Raw genomic sequence first — 16,816 nt, 5'->3', positions numbered from 1 at the left:
TTAAATTTTTGTATGGGCTTAAATATCTTTGATAGATTAAAAAAATAATATACAAACTTCACAATTGTATATCTTTGTTATTAAATAATGACAAAGGATATGGTAAATAATCAGTTTATTCTAAATAAATTCGGCTTTTTAGGAGCTGATTTTCTGAATGAGTTTGATCAGCATGCGATGCTTACCGAGATCAAAGCAAAAACCGAAATCGTAAGAGACGGGCAGAAAAACAAGTTCATTCCCTTTCTGACAAAAGGTTCTATCAGGGTTTTTACTTTAAACGATGGTAGGGAACTTATTTATTATTACATAAAAGCAAATGACAGCTGCCTGATGACCTTTTCATCTATTTTCACAGACTGTATAAGCCGCATCTATGCCGTTGCGGAAGAAAACTCTGAAGTGATACTGATTCCTATTTCCGTGGTTCACGAATGGCTGATCAGGTTTCCTGAAATCAACAGGGTTTTTTATCATGAATATGACAAAAGATTCTCAGATGTAATGAATATGGTGAATGACGCTGTTTTCCACAAACTGGACAAAAGGGTTCTGAACTATATTAAACAGCAGATTTCTGCTATAGGAAGTAACCCGGTTAAGCTTACACACAGAGAAATTGCCAGCAATCTTGGAACTTCCCGGGAAGTGGTCAGCAGAGTAATAAAAAAGATGGAAAATGAAGGCGAGCTTATTCAGACTAAAGAAGGTATAAAAATTCCCGTTGATGATTTAGTAAGAAAATTATGATATATATATAAAGTTTTAATTATTTCAGATGGTTAATTGATAAAAACAATTTAATCGGTGACATTTATCACATAATTATGAATATATAATTCTTTAAGTTTGTGATATAATTATCAAATTAAATATTTGAAATATTTTAAACTAATATATCATGAAAAAAACAATTCTATTGTCTATAATGGCATCTTTTTCACTTTTAGATGCACAGGAGACCATTTTTGAAGAGAACTTTGAAGATGGCTTTCCAGGTAAATTTACACAAGATTTTATCGATCAGGAGACTACCTGGATTGATTTCGGAATTTCCGCAATAGGAGTAGATTCTCCCTTAAAAGGTAAAAATAGTGCCGTTTTTTTTAACGGTCTCGCTACTCGTCCTGTCTCAACGTCATTAAGCACGCAACCAATTGATTTATCAAAAGGCAATATAGTATTGGAATTTCTTTATTTGCAGAAGAAAAAAGAAAATGGGACAGACAATACTTTATCGGTCGAACTTCTTGATGAAAAAGGAAAATGGCAAAAACTTTTAACTCTCAATGCCAATAAAAATGACGGACAGGAGAAAATACAAATTCCTTTAACAGATTATTCTAAAAATAGCAAATCGGTTATAAGATTTGTTTCAACACAATATAAAACGGATAGTGCCAACCCTATAGTTTTGGACGATGTGACCATATTTAAAGCAAAAAACGATGTACAAAAAAGCTTAAGCTATAAAAAAGATATATTATATCCAAATCCAACGAAAAACGTATTCCAGATTATGGCAGATACCGATAGCTTTAACTGTGAGGTCTTTGATGCAAAGGGAGACAGAGTTATTAAATTGGAAAAGATATCTAAGAACACATACATTGATTTAAGCAAGCAGCTTCCGGGAGTTTATTATGTAAAAATATATACCGACAAACAGGTTACCACGCATAAATTAATAAAAAACTAATAAAGCAACCATTAACTAACTAATAACTATGAAATTATGAAAAAGATATTATTTACAATCTCTTTTGCTGCTTCCATTTTAATAACTTATAACTTTATGAAAACCTCAGATATTTATCAGGGGTTCAAAGCTACGGTTATGCCGTTAAATGCAATGGATACAGGAAATATAGTTCCTCAGTCGGAATTTGATAACTGGTTACCTACCGGAGTAACGCCCGTTGAGAATGTGTTTGTAAAACCGGCAAATGGTTTAACCTTTAATGATTCTGCTCCTAATCCGGTGGCCTTACACTCGTCAAATCCTACGAATGCATTTATAAATCTGAACTTTTACAGATGGACAGAACAAATGTTCCTGTGGCTTTTATCACCGACGCCTTCTACTGGCGGGTATGGTAGCTGTAATGGCTTCGTATTTAATTCTCCAGAGTTTTATGATGTAACTACTGCAGATCCGGTTACAGGTTTAAGAACTTTAAAAAAGCATACATGTAAATCATTTTTTTTAAAGTCCTCTACTAATCCTGAACAATCATTTAAAAGCCTAGATGTAGGTACTGATATGACCTTTGATATCAAAGGAACATCAAATGGAGAAAATAAATTACCGGTAATTTTTGAAAAAGAAACAAAAAAAATATTTGATCTAGATAGAGCTCCGATTTCTAATAATGGTAATAAATTAATAATGGATGGGAATAATCAAAAAGAAATAAAATATGTTAAAATAGTTAATGAAAAAGTTGCTTTTTTTGATACTAGTGCTCAGATAATTAATGAGCCAAAACTTATTTATTCAAAACCATTAAATGAGAATAGTACTGTACAGCAGTTTAAAACCGATTTACTAAAAGATGTATTTATTGCCAGAATAAATGGTGTTATTACTATCATTGTGTCAGATCAGGGACAAGCGACTGGTGATGTTTTAATGGCTAAAAATGGATCTCTGATCTACTACAATTCAATGGTAAATGATGTTTTCGCTGTTTTCTTAACAATGGTAAAGAATGGGGTTTTACCAGCTACAGCAAGATTTCCTACTACTCAGACAGAGTTGAATGCCATAATTGCTTACGCCGCAACAAAAAATATTCCTATAATTGAACCAAATTCTCTTGCCATGGAATTAAAAACATCGTGGATAGAAACTACTAATCTACCCAACCCTCAAGACTATATAACAGTGAGAGCCACAATCCCGAATTATACACAAACATCAACAAATGTTTGGACCAGAAACGGAACAAAGATAGCTATTGTTGCTTTGGTAGGTATGCATATCGTAGGAAGTGTAGCGGGACATCCTGAAATGATATGGGGGTCGATAGAACATATTAATAATTCTCCCAACAGAGCATATAATTATAGGAATTCTAATAACGGAATTACATCTGTAGCTGCTGATACAAACTTCGGAACAGGTACAGCTTGGTTATTTTCTTCCGCTACTGCAACATCTTTTAATGTTTCTCATATGCAAATGAATGATGTTGATATTAATGCAATATCTCCTTTTACGATAAGCGGGAGTGATACTCAGCGAACCAAACCTTTCGGTTTTAAATCATCTTTTGTCGGATTAACTGAAGACAGAAGCAATGCTCAGGTTATTGCAGGAAATAATGATGTTAACGCAAGACTTATAGGAAATGATATCAGAAAAAAATACTTTCATATAGGCTCAACCTGGAATATTTCTGCAACAGATTTTACACACGCGGGAACAAACCAGTTATCCAACACCACTATGGAAACATATTCACAATTTCAAAATGTGAATAGCGATCCCAGAACCAACTGCTTTGGATGTCATTCAGCAGGTTCTTCAGCACAACTAAGTCCTGAACTTTCATCAATCAGTCATATTTTTAACAGTAATCCTCTTGTTCCTTAAAAACTGAGAAATAATAATAATAATAATAATAATAATAATAATAATAATAATGAGGCCGTCTTACAACCTGTACAGATGGCCTTTTTATTTAAATTACTGTGTCTTTAAAAATAACTTCGAAAAATAAAACCTGGTCTATACCGTTATAATGAGATGATTTCTCTTTATTATATTTCATAATTAAAAAACAATTCGGCCGGTGACTTTTATCACACGATTTTAACCCTTTAAGTCTATAAGTTTGTTGTACTAATTTTATTAATAATGTGTATGACAAAAACTCTCTTATTTTTGTCAATACTTACATCAGTTCTCTCCTTTGCCCAGGAAGACCTGTTGAAAGATATTGACACTGTTCAAACAAAAACTACCGAGACTTCCCAGCCTGCCTTTAAGGCATTGCAGATTGTTACAGGACAATCTACAAAACTTTCTGCAGAAAATGAATGGTACATTGTTGTAGCGCACCGTTTCGGGGATGTCAGCAAAGGATTTAAAGATTTCTTCGGATTGGATGACGCTTCTACTAAACTGGGTGTTATTTACGGTGCTACAGACTGGCTTTCATTAAACTTTTCCAGAGAAACCAATCTTAAAACTTTTGAGGGCGGTACCAAGTACAGGCTGGTAAAGCAAAGCGAAAACTTTCCGGTAGATGTAGTCGGATATAACGTTATAGCGGTTAATACAGACCTCAGCAAAGACAATTATCCGCATCTTAAATTCGGGGACAGACTTTCTTATCTTACACAGGCTTTGATTTCCAGACGATTCAATGATAATTTTTCATTGCAGCTTACGCCGTCTTATGTTCATAAAAATCTCTATGAACCAAAAATAGAAGATAATAACCAGTTTCTGACCGGCCTCGGCGGAAGGTATAAGATTTCAAAAAGAATATCCATTAATGCAGAATATTTTGTGAATTTCGATAACCACAGTTTCTATAAAAACCCTTTGTCTTTAGGGATGGATATAGAAACCGGGGGACATGTGTTCCAGTTATTATTTACAAATTCCCAGATCAATTCAGATATCGGATACCTTACGAATGCTACAGGCAAGTGGGAAAAGGGACAGATTTTCTTCGGGTTTAATCTTTATAGAGTTTTTTAATTATGAAAAAGTATATGTACATCATTTTATCGGCGATTGTATTGGTTGCCTGTGAAAGCAGAACTTATGAAGAAATCTCAGATAATACTCCTATTCCGGAGCAGGTAACCTATACCAAAGATGTAAAACCTATTATTGATGCCAATTGTATTAGTTGTCATGCGCCTGGAGGTGCGGCTTCGTTTCAGCCATGGACGAGCTACAATCAGGTGAAAAATAATATCGACAAGATTATAGACAGAATAGGAAGGCCAACCGGAGATCCTCAGAAAATGCCTCAAGGTGGAAGTTTATCGCCATCACAAATTAATATTTTCACAAAATGGAAAGCCGATGGGCTTACCGAAAATTAAAAGAATTAATATGAAAAAGCTAGTATTATTTATTGTTTCGTTACTTTTTACCAATTTTGTTTTTGCACAGAAATATTTGTCTAAAACAGGAAAAGTAACGTTCGAAGCATCTATACCTTTATTCGAAGATGTTTTTGCGCAGGATGACAACAATGTAGCTGTCATTAATGCTGATACCGGAGATTTTGCATCGGTTTCTATTGTTAAAAATTTCCATTTTAAGACCAAGTTAATGGAAGAACATTTCAACGAGAGTTATGCAGAAACAGGGAAATATCCTAAAACAACATTCACAGGTAAGATTGTAAATTTTGATAAAACTAAACTTTCTGCTTCACCTCAAAAATATACCGTTCAGGGAACGTTGAACTTTCATGGAGTGGATAAAGCTGTGACTTCGGTAGCTGCAATTTATTCTAAAGACGGGAAAATTTATATGCAGGGAAATTTTGTCGCAAAAGCAGCAGATTATAAAGTAACCATCCCGAAAATGGTAATGAAAAAAGTTGCTGAAAGTGTAAACGTTCAATATAATTATGTACTGTCAAAACAATGAAAAAGCTGATTGTAATAATGGGTGTTTTTCTGAGTTTTACAACAATGTATGCTCAGGAAAAAGCAAAATCGATATTTGATGTTGCCCGTGCCGGAACTGTGGCTGAAGCAAAAGATATGATGAAAAAGAATCCGGATGTCATCAACCAGACCAATGAAAACGGTTTTTCGCCGCTTATTCTGGCATGCTACAAAGGCAATGTGGAAGTAGCTGATTTTTTGATAGATCATGTGAAGGATGTCAATTACAAAAGCCAGGAAGGAACTGCGTTGGCCGGGCTTTCGGTAAAATACAATAAAGCTCTGACAGAGCATCTGTTAAATAGGAATCCTGATCCGAATATTGCTGATGCTACAGGAGCAACCCCTTTATTCTGGGCTGTGAAATTTGGCAATAAAGAATTGGTTGAGTTATTATTGAAGCACAACGCCGATAAAACGATAAAAGATGCACAGGGCATGACTCCTTTTGAATATGCCTTGCAGACAAAAAATACAGAAATTATTAATCTCTTAAAAAATTAACATATGAAAAAAGTTTTACTATTAACATCAATGGTCCTGGCAACTTCCCTGGGAGCACAGTTTTTCTCATCAGGAACAGTAACTCTGGGATCGACCGGAATGACTGTAAAATTGGTGACTTCACCAACTCAAGTTACAATAACGTTGACTGGTGCAGATACATCTTACCTTGGTATAGGTTTCGGAAACAGTGGAATGGCCAACGGCGCAGATGGATTTATTTATAATTCTTCGGCTAACAGAGACTATACATTTGGAGGAGTAGGAGTAACACCTTCTGCTGATTCATCCCAAGACTGGACACAAACATCCAATACTACAGCAGGCGGTGTAAGAACAATTGTAGCCACAAGGTCTCTTACAGGCGGGAGCGGAGACTTCCTAATTCCGAATGCATCAGGAATAATCAATATTTTCTTTTCAAAAGGTCCTGCAACGGACCTTTCATCAGGTTATCACGGTGCAGCAAATAGGGGCTATGCAACCCTTACCATGGGATCTGTTCTGGCAACTGATGAAGTGGCTGCACAGAAGAACAATATTATTTTTTATCCGAATCCTGCAAAAGAAATGGTGAATTTCAAAAATGCAGATAAAGTAAAATCTATTGATATTTACGAATCTACAGGAAGAAAAGTGAAGACCATACAAACAGACGGAAAAGAGATCAATATTTCTGATCTGAAATCCGGAAATTATTACCTGGAAATTAAGTTAAAAGACGGGTCAGCTTCTTTTGAGCAGCTGATTAAAGAATAATTTAAATTGAATGGAAGCCGCTGAAAAGCGGCTTTTTTATTGATGAATATTTCTAGTCATACTTTTAATGATTTTTTAACCTGTTAAATTTTCCGCTCCCGGATTCAGCAGGTACCTTTGTATAAATTTTAAATAATGAAGCAGGGGTTACTATTCTTACTGTTGATTTTTTCATTAATGGTTCCGGCTCAAAAAGGAAGTACGGACACTGCTCAGGTAGTTATTCCAAACAGGTATAACCATATTGAAGCACAGGCAAAACCGTATGTCATTATGATTTCCACAGATGGTTTCCGGTATGATTATGCTGAGAAATACCATGCTGAAAACCTTTTAAAATTTTCTGATGAAGGTGTTCGTGCCAAAGCCATGCTTCCAAGCTACCCGAGTATTACATTCCCGAACCACTGGACATTGATCACCGGTCTTTACCCTTCCCATCACGGTCTGATTGATAATTTTTTTTACGATTATAAGAGAAAAGAAGGCTATGCAATGAACGACAGGGAAAATGCTGAAGACGGAAGCTGGTACGGCGGAGTTCCGCTTTGGGCGCTGGCTGAACAGCAGGAAATGCTTTCAGCATCCCTAATGTGGGTAGGGTCTGCCAGTAATGCAGGAGGCACAAGGCCTACCTATTATTATCCTTATCACGAGAAATTTACCCCTTCGGATAAAGTTGAAAAAGTAGTGAACTGGCTGAAATTGCCTGATGAAAAAAGACCTCATTTCATCTCTCTTTATTTTCCTGAAGTTGATGGAAGCGGACACCATTTCGGTCCGGATTCAAAAGAGACTGAAGATGCCGTCCATTTAGTGGATAAAGCAATAGGGGAACTGGTTCAGAAGGTAAATGATTTAGGGCTGAAAAATGTAAATTTTATTTTTGTTTCCGATCACGGGATGATAAAGGTTGACGGCGGATCTCCATTGGAAATTCCGGCGATACTTTTTGATAAAAAAAGATTTGATTTTTATAATTCACAGACGTTGCTGAGAGTGTATGTTAAAAATCCTGCTGAGGTTAAAAGTGTTTACAAAGAACTGAAAACCAGTAAAAAAGATAATTATAAAGTATATCTTGATAAAAAACTGCCTGGATATCTTCACTTCAGGACAAAAGATGACCGATATAACAGAATCGGACAGATTTTGTTAATACCCGAAGCTCCGAAAATATTTTTAGAAAAAGACAAAAAAACCTCTGTGGGAAAACATGGCTATAATCCGAAACTCGTTCCTGAAATGAAAGCCGTTTTCTTTGCCTGGGGCCCTGAATTGAAGAATAATCTGGTCATTGATGAATTTGAGAATATCAATGTTTATCCTTTAGTCGCTGAAATTCTGGGCTTGTCGGTTAACCATCCCATTGACGGGAAATTAAAAGTGCTGAAAAAAATATTGAAAGAGGAAAAATAACTGAAGTAAGTTTCAGATTTCAGATAAAGTTTCGGCGCACCAAAGGTGCGCCGAAACTTTTTATAAGGCCCTGAATTCAGATCTTTATTTTGAGACAGATTCCTGGAACTTATCCTTAAATTCCTTTGCAAAATCTTCCAGTTTTGTCCCTTCGGAAACCGGCGAACCGGATTGTATAAAATCTTTCTGTATAATACCCGTTCTGATGCCTCTTCCCATTTCCGCATACAGTGTAGCCATTTCTTCTGGGAGCCCGGCCTGCAGCATGCCTTCAAAAGCCTGCTGGTCTGTAAATTCAAACCAGGGTAAATCAGGATGTCCGATAGCAGAGCCTAATACTTTAGACAATGCTTCTGCTTTGCGATAATCGGTAACTGCATAACGGATGTTCTGGTCAAAAGATGTTTTTACCAGTTCTTCAGCGGCAGCTTTGGCAATATCTATTGGGTGTACCAGAGGAATTTCAGCCTCAGGAGGATAGTTTCCGCCGATAATTCCTGCGTTTTTAATCATGGGAATATCATTGAATAAATTAATGTAGAAATAACCTGCCCTTAAAAAAGTAACGGAAGCATTTTCCAACTCATGATATAATTTTTCAATATGATGAAGTCCTTTAATCGGACCGTTTTCAACCTGGGAATCAGCCCCTACACTGCTTAGCATGACAACCCTTTTTATTCTTGTTTTTGCAATGGCCTCAGCATAGTTTTTTCCTGCGTTCACTGTATTTTCTACAATATGGGTCTCACCCATGATTGGTGGAGTCATGGCAAATACAGCATCGGCACCTTCAAAGGTTTTAACCAGAAAATTCACATCAGTAATAGATCCGATGGCAGCCTTCGCTCCCAAAGATTCGATTTCATTTTTTTTATGTTCACTGCTGCTGATCACAGTAATGTCATGGCCTTCCGAAATTAATTGTTGAGCCAATGGTTTGGCAACGTTCCCTAAAGAACCTGTAATGATGATTTTCATAATAATTGTTGTTTGTTTCCGTGAACAAAGTTATATTTGTACTTACTTTTATACAAGTACTTACCCTAAAGTATGTATCGATATGACGGCAATCAAGGAAAACTCTACCATTCAGGAAAACAGGAAACATTTGCTGGACCAGTGTCCCGTAATGTATGTTATGGAAAGAATTTCCGGTTTTTGGAAACCGGTTATTTTGTTTAACCTTTCTACGGGAGAGAAAAGATACAGCGAACTCAAAAGGGCGATTCCTAAAGTAACGGAAAAGATGCTTATTCAGCATTTGAAACAGCTGGAAAGCGACGGGCTGATCATCAGAACGGCAAAACCTGTTGTACCTCCGTACGTTACCTATAAACTGAGTGGCGCAGGCTTAAAGCTGGCTCCGGTAATTGATGCAATGGCAGATTGGGCCTATGAAGATATGGGACAGCAACATCCGTAATGTTACGATCCTGATATTTCTGAATATAATTAAATAAAAAATACTCTTCAAAACGAAGAGTATTTTTTATAAACAAATTTTTATAAGGATTTCATATCCACCACGAAACGGTATTTCACATCACTTTTCAGCATTCTTTCATACGCATGGTTAATCTCATCCATTTTAATCAGTTCAATATCAGAAACAATATTATGTTCACCGCAGAAATCAAGCATTTCCTGGGTTTCAGCAATGCCGCCAATTAACGAACCTGCAACAGAACGGCGCTGGAAAATCATCGGTACGGTGCTTGGCTTGGTTTCTTCAAACTGACCGACAAAGCCTACCAAAACCAAAGTCCCGTTCAGCGCAACCGTCTGCATGTAGGGATTGATGTCGTGCTCATAAGGGACGGTATCAATAATGACATCAAATTTACCTGTCACCGACTTCATCTGAGATTCATCGGTAGAGATGACCACGTGATCGGCTCCCAGTTTTTTGGCATCATCCGTTTTTCCCGGAGTTCTTGAGAATAAAGTAACCTCAGCACCCAGACCTTTGGCCAGTTTGATTGCCATGTGTCCCAAACCTCCCAAGCCTACAACTGCAACTTTGGAATCCGGACCCACATTCCAGTGCTTTAAAGGTGACCAGGTGGTAATCCCCGCACAAAGAAGAGGAGCCACTGCTGCCAGGTCTAAGTTTTCAGGAACGCTTAAAACAAAACCTTCGTCAACAACTACTTTTTCAGAATATCCTCCGAATGTTTGTCCTCCGAGATGTTTGTCTTTTCCGTTATATGTCCCTGTAAATCCGTTTTGGCAGTACTGTTCCAGATCGTGCCTGCAGCTTTCGCAATGTCCGCATGAATCTACCATACAACCGACCGCAGCCAAGTCTCCGACTTTGAATTTGGAAACTTCGCTTCCCACATGGGTAATCCGGCCTACAATTTCATGTCCAGGAACTACAGGATACATGGACCCGCCCCAGTCATTTCTCGCGGTGTGGAGATCCGAATGGCAGACCCCGCAGTACAGGATTTCAATCTCTACGTCTTTAGGGGTTACTGTTCTTCTTTCAATGGTCATGGCCTCCAGATCTGCAGTTTTGGATTCTGTTCCGTAAGCCTTTACTGTAAATGTGCTCATTTTTTATTTAATTTTAGTTGGTATTTCTTTGATAACAAAAATCGATAGTTTATTAATAGCAATACTTATACAAATTACGGAAAGATGTACCAATTTTACCGACATTATGTATTGTCGGTACAGAAAGTAGTACTTTTGAAAGGTCATAAAAATATACTTCATGGAAAATCAGCAGGTCGAGATCTATAAAAGTGTTTCGGAATACAATAAATTGCTTAATCATGAAACCATGCATCCATTGGTAAGCATAATCGATTTTTCTAAATCTGATCCTATCTGCCAGTTCAGAAGAACATTCGGTTTTTATACCGTTTTTCTGAAAGATGTGATGTGCGGCGATATGCAGTACGGGAAACATAGCTATGATTACCAGGAAGGCACCCTGGTTTTTATTGCGCCTGGGCAGACCTACGGAATTTATAATGCAGAAACTTACATTCAGCCCGCCGGTTTTGCATTGGTATTTCATCCGGATTTACTGAAAGGGACTAATCTCGGCAAAAATATCAAAGAATATAATTTCTTTTCTTATGAAGTCCATGAAGCTTTGCATCTTTCCGAAAAGGAAAGAGCAATTATTTTAGAATGTTTTAAAAATATCAAACATGAACTGGAACAGACCATTGATAAGCACAGCAAGTCATTAATCGTCAATAATATCGAATTGTTCCTGAATTACTGTATGCGCTTTTATGACCGCCAGTTCATTACCAGGGACCATATTAACCAGGGATATATCGGGAAATTCGATAAGCTGGTGGATGAATATCTGAAATCTGATAATCCGAAAAACATCGGTTTGCCAATGGTCAATTATTTTGCAGAGCAGCTTAACCTGTCCGCCAACTATTTCGGGGATTTAATCAAAAAGGAACTCGGAATTTCGGCACAGGAATTTATTCATAACAAACTGATCGATACAGCAAAAGATCATATTTTTAATCATACAAAATCGATCAGCGAAATTTCCTATGATCTGGGCTTTAAATATCCGCAGCATTTTACAAGACTGTTCAAGAGCAAGACAGGGGTGTCCCCCAGTGAATATAAATCGTTAAACTAAAAATTTCACAGTTACAATTTATATATATCCATTGTTTTGAAAATCAAAAAATATTAAATTTAATTGATAAATAAATTTGATTTTTTTGCATGATCCCAAAACAAACTATTGGAACCCATACTTTTCAGACTCCTTTCGGAAACATTTCTGCACTAAAAGAAAATGGGGTTATCAGGTCCGGAAGTATCCGTTATGCACGCTCTGAAAGGTTTGGAATGCCTGTCCTTCTGCAATTCGTTGAGTCAGAAGAAATAAGAGATAAGATTCCGGTTTGTCCTCAGAATATCAGTCCGCTTCTGGAAAGGCTGGTCCAGAAAACAAAAATCAATCGGTTTGAGCCTGATGAATCAACACAGTTTTTAACCATCACACGTCCTGAAAAATTTAATGAAGATGAGAAACTTCCGGTTATCGTCTGGATCCACGGCGGTTCGTATGAAGTCGGGTGTGGTGACCTCCCGACCTCTGATCCGTCGGTATGGGTAAAAGAACAGAATATTATTGTGGTTTCGGTTTCTTACCGTTTGGGACTGTTCGGGTTTTTGGGAGGTGATGAAGCCAGGCCGGCAAACCTCGGGCTATTTGATATCATGGAAGCTTTACGGTGGATCCAGAAAAATATCCGGGGCTTTGGAGGAGACCCCGGGAATGTCACCCTTTTCGGACAGTCTTCCGGAGGTGATGCCATTGCCCATCTGATGATTTCCGAAGGCATTGAAGGCCTGTTTCACCGGGCAATTATTCACAGTGCGCCGCTGGGGTTCAGGCTTAACAGGCAAAAAATGTCCCGTGAGTTCTTCCTGAAAACACAAAAGCTGAAAGATGAGCCGGATCCTTTGAAAATGGTGGAAGGCTATGTGAATCTTTTACCTTCTTTCAGGAAATACGGATTGAAAACAGCCATGCCGTTTTGTACTCAATATGGTCATCCTCCCTTATGCAGAGAAGAAGAAAGCCTTGAAAGATGGAAAGAAAATGCCTGGAAATATGATATCTTAATAGGTTCGAATCATGATGAGAAGGCATTTTATGTTAAAACGGCGAAACAGGGAATTTATACATATTTAAATGACATGATTCTGAACCGTATTGTCCGCTCTACCACAAAATCCATCTATGAAAAACCGGCCCGTATCTTTTCGGAAAATTATGCAGCCGGAGGCGGAAATATCTATCTTTTTAAAATTCATTCAAAACTTAAAAACAATTACATCGGAGCTTCACACTGTGTAGACCTGCCACTCATTTTTGCCAATGAATCTGCATGGAAACATTCGGAACTCCTCAAAGATATTCCCTGGGAATCTGTTTTTGAAAACGGCAGGAATCTTCGTGCCCTCTGGGCAGAATTCGCTAGGACCGGCCATATACAGGATGACTCGGAAAGGCCGGAAATACTTAATCTCCGAAAAGTTTAGTTTAAAATAAGCCATTGGAATAAATAGATAGAGGAATAAAACAAATTTGTCACTCTGAGGAAACCCAAATCTAATGATCAGGCTCCTGCAGAATGACAAAATTACAGGTATAATTTCGTAAATATTTATTCAGCGATCCACACACTTACATTTCCTGCCGGAACGGGAAAGGTTCCCCAACCGTTTTCATCGATGGATACCTTATCTTCAGTTCTTCCCAATATATCATAGAAAGTTTTCCCGATATATTTTTCACCCATTTCCATGGGCTTTTTATAGGCATCTTTGTTGCTCAATACTACAGCGCAACCGGAATGTTCATCATCTCCTTCACGGACCCAGCCCAGACAGTTGGCATCCTCAAAATAGTCTTTTTGTTCACCATATGCGTAATTCTTGCGGGCTTTCAGCAATTCTTCAATGCCGTCCACTTTATCCAGGAATATTTCCTGATCGTTACCTTCCCTGTCTTTATCCACATAATGGGCTCCGTACAGGTCAGGATAAAATACACACGGATACCCGTCCTTTCTCAATAAAATCAATGCATACGCCAATGGCTTGAACCATGTTTCCACAGGAGCTTCCAGATCTTGTAAGGGCTGTGTGTCATGATTGTCTACCAGTGTTACCGAATGTATCGGATCCTGCTTCGTCAGGGTTTCATCAAAAATTCTTCTCATATCATACGAATTTCCTTCATTCGATGCATTGTGGAAATTATGATGTAAGGAACTATCAAAAAGACTCATACAACCTTCAGTAACGTCAATGTATTTCTGAAGCAGAGGTAAGCGTCCCGGAGCCCAGTATTCCCCTACGGCAAAAATATTTTTACCGGCATTGGAGCGCAACAGGGTTAGCCATTCTTTATAAAAATCATAAGAAATGTGCTTCACGGCATCCAGCCTTACACCGTCGAAATCAGTCTGGTCAAAATACCATTTCGCCCAGTGGTTAAGCTCTTCGCGAACATGGGGGTTTCTGTGTTCGATATCATTGAACATCAGGTAATCATAATTCCCTTTTTCATCATCAATCATTTCTTCCCAGCCGTCACCGTATTCAGATTTGATTTTATAAATATGGGTATCCATGCCTTCGGCATAATCCACACCGCTGAAACAGGTAAAATTCCACTCAAAATCTGAATATTTTTTATTCCTTCCCGGAAAATTAAACTTTGTATACGACTGGATATCAAATTCATCAGAGATGATTTTATCACGGTCTTCTTCATCTACTTTTACGACTTTGAATGTCTCCAGTTCATCACCGCCTCCTTTGTGGTTAAGGACAATATCTACGATCACCTTGATATCACGGTCTTTAAGCGCTTTAATGGCATTGAGATAATCTTCCTTGGTTCCGTATTTTGTGGCTATGGTTTCTTTCTGGTCAAATTCTCCGAGGTCAAAAAGGTCATAAGTATCATAACCTACAGAATGTTTGCCGCCTGCCGCCTTATAAGCGGGCGGGAACCATACGGACGTAATTCCCAGTTCTGCTAAATAACCTGCTTCTTTTTCTGCCTGTTTCCACAGCGTCCCGCCTTCTTCTATGTACCAGTGGAAATACTGGATCATCGTTTCATTCATAAATTGTAAAAATTGGTTCTTACCCTATAGTGAAAAAATCAGACCATCAATCCTCAAACTCGGAAAACGGGATTTTTAGCTGGACGGAAACCAGTTTTTTTTCCTCTGTATTAAGATGGGAGAGGGATAATCCCAACAGGCGGACAGGTTTATCAAAAGGGCGGAGCTCCCACAGTTTTTTTCCGGTATTGAAGTAGTGTTCCGGTAAAGAGAAATAGGTTTCTCTGGTGATGCTTCTGGTAAAAAGTGAAAAGTCTTTGTATTTGATTTTTAACGTTAACGACCTTCCCTGAATATTGTTTTTCTGCAGGCGGGTATGCAGTTCTTCACTTAAACTTTGGAGTTTTTCATTGATCTGCTGCTCGTCAAAAAGATCTTCCAGAAAGGTGCGTTCCACCGCTACGCTCTTCTGGATGCGATGAGGTTTCACTTCGGAAGTATGGATCCCGCGGACTACATTATAGTAGTAGGCTCCCGATTTTCCGAATATTCTTGTAAGGTCTTCAACCGATCTTTTCTTCAGGTCTTTTCCTTTATAAATCCCTAAGCTGAACATTTTATTGGCAGTCACCTTTCCCACGCCGTAAAATTTTTCAACAGGCAGTTCTTCCAGAAAGCCTTCCAGTTTATCGGGATGAATGGTTTTCTGCCCGTTAGGCTTATTGATGTCTGAAGCGACTTTGGCTAAAAACTTATTGACGGAAATACCTGCCGAAGCCGTTAATCCGGTCTGTTCGAAAATCTTCTGGCGGATTTCCCTTGCAATCTGGTTGGCGGATTCTATTCCTTTTTTATTTTCGGTAACGTCAAGGTAGGCTTCATCCAAAGACAGCGGCTCCACCAGATCAGTGTATTCATAAAATATTTCACGGATCTGCCTGGAGATTTCTTTGTACCGAGGAAAGCGGGGAGATACGAAAATCAGGTCCGGACATTTTTGTTTCGCAGTTTTGCTGGGCATGGCAGAACGGACACCGAATTTCCTGGCTTCATAGCTGGCTGCAGCTACCACGCCACGGTGCTGCCCGCCTACGGCAATTGCTTTTCCCTTTAATGAAGGATCGTCATGCTGCTCTACGGAAGCATAAAATGCATCCATATCGACATGAATAATTTTGCGTACCGGAAAAGGAGAATCCATATCGCAAAGATATGGATTCCTAAATTTTATTTTGTCTGGAAACAAAAGAAACAGAAATTCAAGACCTGGAAATTCCGAACGTATGCATTCATTTCTTAAGTCGTTAATTATTTGCTATTTCAAAAGCTGATCAATTGTATTTTGAATTTCCGGGTCTTCCGGCGAAATGGCGTAGTATTTGGCAATAGCGGATTTCTGATCGATGACCATATATCTAGGGATCCAGTTCAGGTCTACATATTTATTGAAATCATTTTCCCAGCCTGTGGCAAACCAGTAATTTTCTTTATCCTTCATTTCAAACCGGTCCATGCTTCTCTCAAAACCTTCTTTTGAACGGTCCAGGGATAGGAATATAAAATCGACATTCTTATTATGTTCTTCCAGTTCCTTGGCTTTCGGAAGGGCTTTAAGACAGTCTCTGCACCAGCCGGCCCAAAAATCAATGACGACTACTTTTCCTTTATGCTGGTCCAGAATCTGCTGGATGGATATGCTTTTTCCTTCTTCATCTTCCAGCTTTTGGTTTAGGGCTTCTTTGGAAAAACCTGTCTTTAGAACTTTTGGGGTCTGCTGTGAGCAGCTCAGTCCGAAAATCCCCATCATTAAAAATAACAATAACTTTTTCATATTCAGTTTCATTTATGCAAATCTAAACAATGGAATGTAATTGGAAATGATTTCGGATGAATTAATTAAAATTGAAGGG

The 16,816-nt window shown here is 38.1% G+C and carries 17 protein-coding genes; 12 read left to right on the top strand and 5 right to left on the bottom strand.

The window, feature by feature from the left end:
* Nucleotides 1-87 precede the first annotated feature (87 nt).
* From H561_RS0116410 to H561_RS0116370, 9 genes are all read left to right on the top strand, one after another.
* The gene (locus tag H561_RS0116410) at nt 88-750 is read left to right on the top strand and encodes a Crp/Fnr family transcriptional regulator (protein ID WP_228372293.1); all 663 of its coding nucleotides are present in this window, start codon (nt 88-90) and stop codon (nt 748-750) included.
* 151 nt (nt 751-901) lie between these two features.
* Nucleotides 902-1,699 (top strand): T9SS type A sorting domain-containing protein, encoded by a 798-nt coding sequence (locus H561_RS0116405; RefSeq protein WP_027388011.1) that lies wholly within the window; start codon nt 902-904, stop codon nt 1,697-1,699.
* Between the two features lie 36 nt (nt 1,700-1,735).
* Nucleotides 1,736-3,598, top strand: a complete 1,863-nt coding sequence (locus H561_RS0116400) for a hypothetical protein (protein WP_155845818.1) — start codon at nt 1,736-1,738, stop codon at nt 3,596-3,598.
* Between the two features lie 270 nt (nt 3,599-3,868).
* Entirely contained in the window at nt 3,869-4,714 is an 846-nt protein-coding gene (locus tag H561_RS0116395; RefSeq protein ID WP_027388009.1) for a DUF5777 family beta-barrel protein, read from the top strand.
* A gap of 2 nt (nt 4,715-4,716) precedes the next feature.
* A complete protein-coding gene (locus H561_RS0116390; RefSeq protein ID WP_027388008.1) occupies nt 4,717-5,067 on the top strand; it encodes a c-type cytochrome in 351 nt (116 codons plus the stop codon).
* A 10-nt stretch (nt 5,068-5,077) separates the two neighbouring features.
* The gene (locus tag H561_RS0116385; RefSeq protein WP_027388007.1) at nt 5,078-5,623 is read left to right on the top strand and encodes a YceI family protein; all 546 of its coding nucleotides are present in this window, start codon (nt 5,078-5,080) and stop codon (nt 5,621-5,623) included.
* Nucleotides 5,620-6,147, top strand: a complete 528-nt coding sequence (locus H561_RS0116380) for an ankyrin repeat domain-containing protein (RefSeq protein ID WP_027388006.1) — start codon at nt 5,620-5,622, stop codon at nt 6,145-6,147. Before H561_RS0116385 ends, H561_RS0116380 begins: the two co-directional genes overlap by 4 nt.
* A 3-nt stretch (nt 6,148-6,150) precedes the next feature.
* Nucleotides 6,151-6,906, top strand: coding sequence for a T9SS type A sorting domain-containing protein (locus tag H561_RS0116375; protein WP_027388005.1), 756 nt, complete (start codon nt 6,151-6,153; stop codon nt 6,904-6,906).
* A gap of 135 nt (nt 6,907-7,041) precedes the next feature.
* Nucleotides 7,042-8,325: an alkaline phosphatase family protein gene (locus H561_RS0116370; protein ID WP_027388004.1), complete on the top strand. Its 1,284-nt coding sequence runs from the start codon at nt 7,042-7,044 to the stop codon at nt 8,323-8,325.
* Between the two features lie 84 nt (nt 8,326-8,409).
* Here H561_RS0116370 and H561_RS0116365 read toward each other — a convergent pair whose 3' ends face one another.
* Nucleotides 8,410-9,306: an NAD(P)H-binding protein gene (locus H561_RS0116365; RefSeq protein ID WP_027388003.1), complete on the bottom strand. Its 897-nt coding sequence runs from the start codon at nt 9,304-9,306 to the stop codon at nt 8,410-8,412.
* Nucleotides 9,307-9,388: 82 nt separating this feature from the next.
* Here H561_RS0116365 and H561_RS0116360 point away from each other — a divergent pair, with 82 nt between their 5' ends.
* On the top strand, nt 9,389-9,751 hold the full coding sequence (locus tag H561_RS0116360; RefSeq protein ID WP_027388002.1) for a winged helix-turn-helix transcriptional regulator: 363 nt from the start codon (nt 9,389-9,391) through the stop codon (nt 9,749-9,751).
* 80 nt (nt 9,752-9,831) lie between these two features.
* On the opposite strand, the gene H561_RS0116355 is transcribed toward H561_RS0116360, so the two are convergent.
* Nucleotides 9,832-10,887 carry an NAD(P)-dependent alcohol dehydrogenase gene (locus H561_RS0116355; RefSeq protein WP_027388001.1) on the bottom strand — a complete coding sequence of 352 codons (1,056 nt, stop codon included), beginning with the start codon at nt 10,885-10,887 and terminating at the stop codon, nt 9,832-9,834.
* Nucleotides 10,888-11,047: 160 nt separating this feature from the next.
* Here H561_RS0116355 and H561_RS0116350 point away from each other — a divergent pair, with 160 nt between their 5' ends.
* Together H561_RS0116350 and H561_RS0116345 are read left to right on the top strand one after the other, a co-directional pair.
* On the top strand, nt 11,048-11,950 hold the full coding sequence (locus H561_RS0116350) for a helix-turn-helix domain-containing protein (protein ID WP_027388000.1): 903 nt from the start codon (nt 11,048-11,050) through the stop codon (nt 11,948-11,950).
* 89 nt (nt 11,951-12,039) lie between these two features.
* Complete coding sequence (locus H561_RS0116345; RefSeq protein WP_027387999.1) at nt 12,040-13,368, top strand: carboxylesterase family protein; 1,329 nt, start codon at nt 12,040-12,042, stop codon at nt 13,366-13,368.
* Between the two features lie 125 nt (nt 13,369-13,493).
* Here H561_RS0116345 and H561_RS0116340 read toward each other — a convergent pair whose 3' ends face one another.
* The 3 genes from H561_RS0116340 to H561_RS0116330 all read right to left on the bottom strand — a co-directional run bounded on the left by H561_RS0116340 (nt 13,494) and on the right by H561_RS0116330 (nt 16,737).
* On the bottom strand, nt 13,494-14,966 hold the full coding sequence (locus H561_RS0116340) for an alpha-amylase (protein WP_027387998.1): 1,473 nt from the start codon (nt 14,964-14,966) through the stop codon (nt 13,494-13,496).
* Between the two features lie 46 nt (nt 14,967-15,012).
* Nucleotides 15,013-16,107, bottom strand: a complete 1,095-nt coding sequence (dinB, locus tag H561_RS0116335) for a DNA polymerase IV (protein ID WP_027387997.1) — start codon at nt 16,105-16,107, stop codon at nt 15,013-15,015.
* Between the two features lie 114 nt (nt 16,108-16,221).
* Entirely contained in the window at nt 16,222-16,737 is a 516-nt protein-coding gene (locus tag H561_RS0116330) for a TlpA family protein disulfide reductase (protein ID WP_027387996.1), read from the bottom strand.
* Between the last annotated feature and the right edge of the window lie 79 nt (nt 16,738-16,816).

The organism is Chryseobacterium gregarium DSM 19109, assembly GCF_000430845.1.
In the GTDB taxonomy this organism is placed as follows: Bacteria; Bacteroidota; Bacteroidia; order Flavobacteriales; family Weeksellaceae; genus Chryseobacterium; species Chryseobacterium gregarium.
The sequence above is the reverse complement of the archived record's forward strand: the minus strand, read 5'-3'. Positions and strand labels throughout refer to the sequence as shown.

Excerpts from the sequence above, each read along its gene's own strand:
- H561_RS0116410 (WP_228372293.1), top strand. The coding sequence starts at position 88 with ATGACAAAGGATATGGTAAATAATCAGTTTATTCTAAATAAATTCGGC.
- H561_RS0116405 (WP_027388011.1), top strand. The coding sequence starts at position 902 with ATGAAAAAAACAATTCTATTGTCTATAATGGCATCTTTTTCACTTTTA.
- H561_RS0116400 (WP_155845818.1), top strand. The coding sequence starts at position 1,736 with ATGAAAAAGATATTATTTACAATCTCTTTTGCTGCTTCCATTTTAATA.
- H561_RS0116395 (WP_027388009.1), top strand. The coding sequence starts at position 3,869 with ATGACAAAAACTCTCTTATTTTTGTCAATACTTACATCAGTTCTCTCC.
- H561_RS0116390 (WP_027388008.1), top strand. The coding sequence starts at position 4,717 with ATGAAAAAGTATATGTACATCATTTTATCGGCGATTGTATTGGTTGCC.
- H561_RS0116385 (WP_027388007.1), top strand. The coding sequence starts at position 5,078 with ATGAAAAAGCTAGTATTATTTATTGTTTCGTTACTTTTTACCAATTTT.
- H561_RS0116380 (WP_027388006.1), top strand. The coding sequence starts at position 5,620 with ATGAAAAAGCTGATTGTAATAATGGGTGTTTTTCTGAGTTTTACAACA.
- H561_RS0116375 (WP_027388005.1), top strand. The coding sequence starts at position 6,151 with ATGAAAAAAGTTTTACTATTAACATCAATGGTCCTGGCAACTTCCCTG.
- H561_RS0116370 (WP_027388004.1), top strand. The coding sequence starts at position 7,042 with ATGAAGCAGGGGTTACTATTCTTACTGTTGATTTTTTCATTAATGGTT.
- H561_RS0116365 (WP_027388003.1), bottom strand. The coding sequence starts at position 9,306 with ATGAAAATCATCATTACAGGTTCTTTAGGGAACGTTGCCAAACCATTG.
- H561_RS0116360 (WP_027388002.1), top strand. The coding sequence starts at position 9,389 with ATGACGGCAATCAAGGAAAACTCTACCATTCAGGAAAACAGGAAACAT.
- H561_RS0116355 (WP_027388001.1), bottom strand. The coding sequence starts at position 10,887 with ATGAGCACATTTACAGTAAAGGCTTACGGAACAGAATCCAAAACTGCA.
- H561_RS0116350 (WP_027388000.1), top strand. The coding sequence starts at position 11,048 with ATGGAAAATCAGCAGGTCGAGATCTATAAAAGTGTTTCGGAATACAAT.
- H561_RS0116345 (WP_027387999.1), top strand. The coding sequence starts at position 12,040 with ATGATCCCAAAACAAACTATTGGAACCCATACTTTTCAGACTCCTTTC.
- H561_RS0116340 (WP_027387998.1), bottom strand. The coding sequence starts at position 14,966 with ATGAATGAAACGATGATCCAGTATTTCCACTGGTACATAGAAGAAGGC.
- dinB (WP_027387997.1), bottom strand. The coding sequence starts at position 16,107 with ATGGATTCTCCTTTTCCGGTACGCAAAATTATTCATGTCGATATGGAT.
- H561_RS0116330 (WP_027387996.1), bottom strand. The coding sequence starts at position 16,737 with ATGAAAAAGTTATTGTTATTTTTAATGATGGGGATTTTCGGACTGAGC.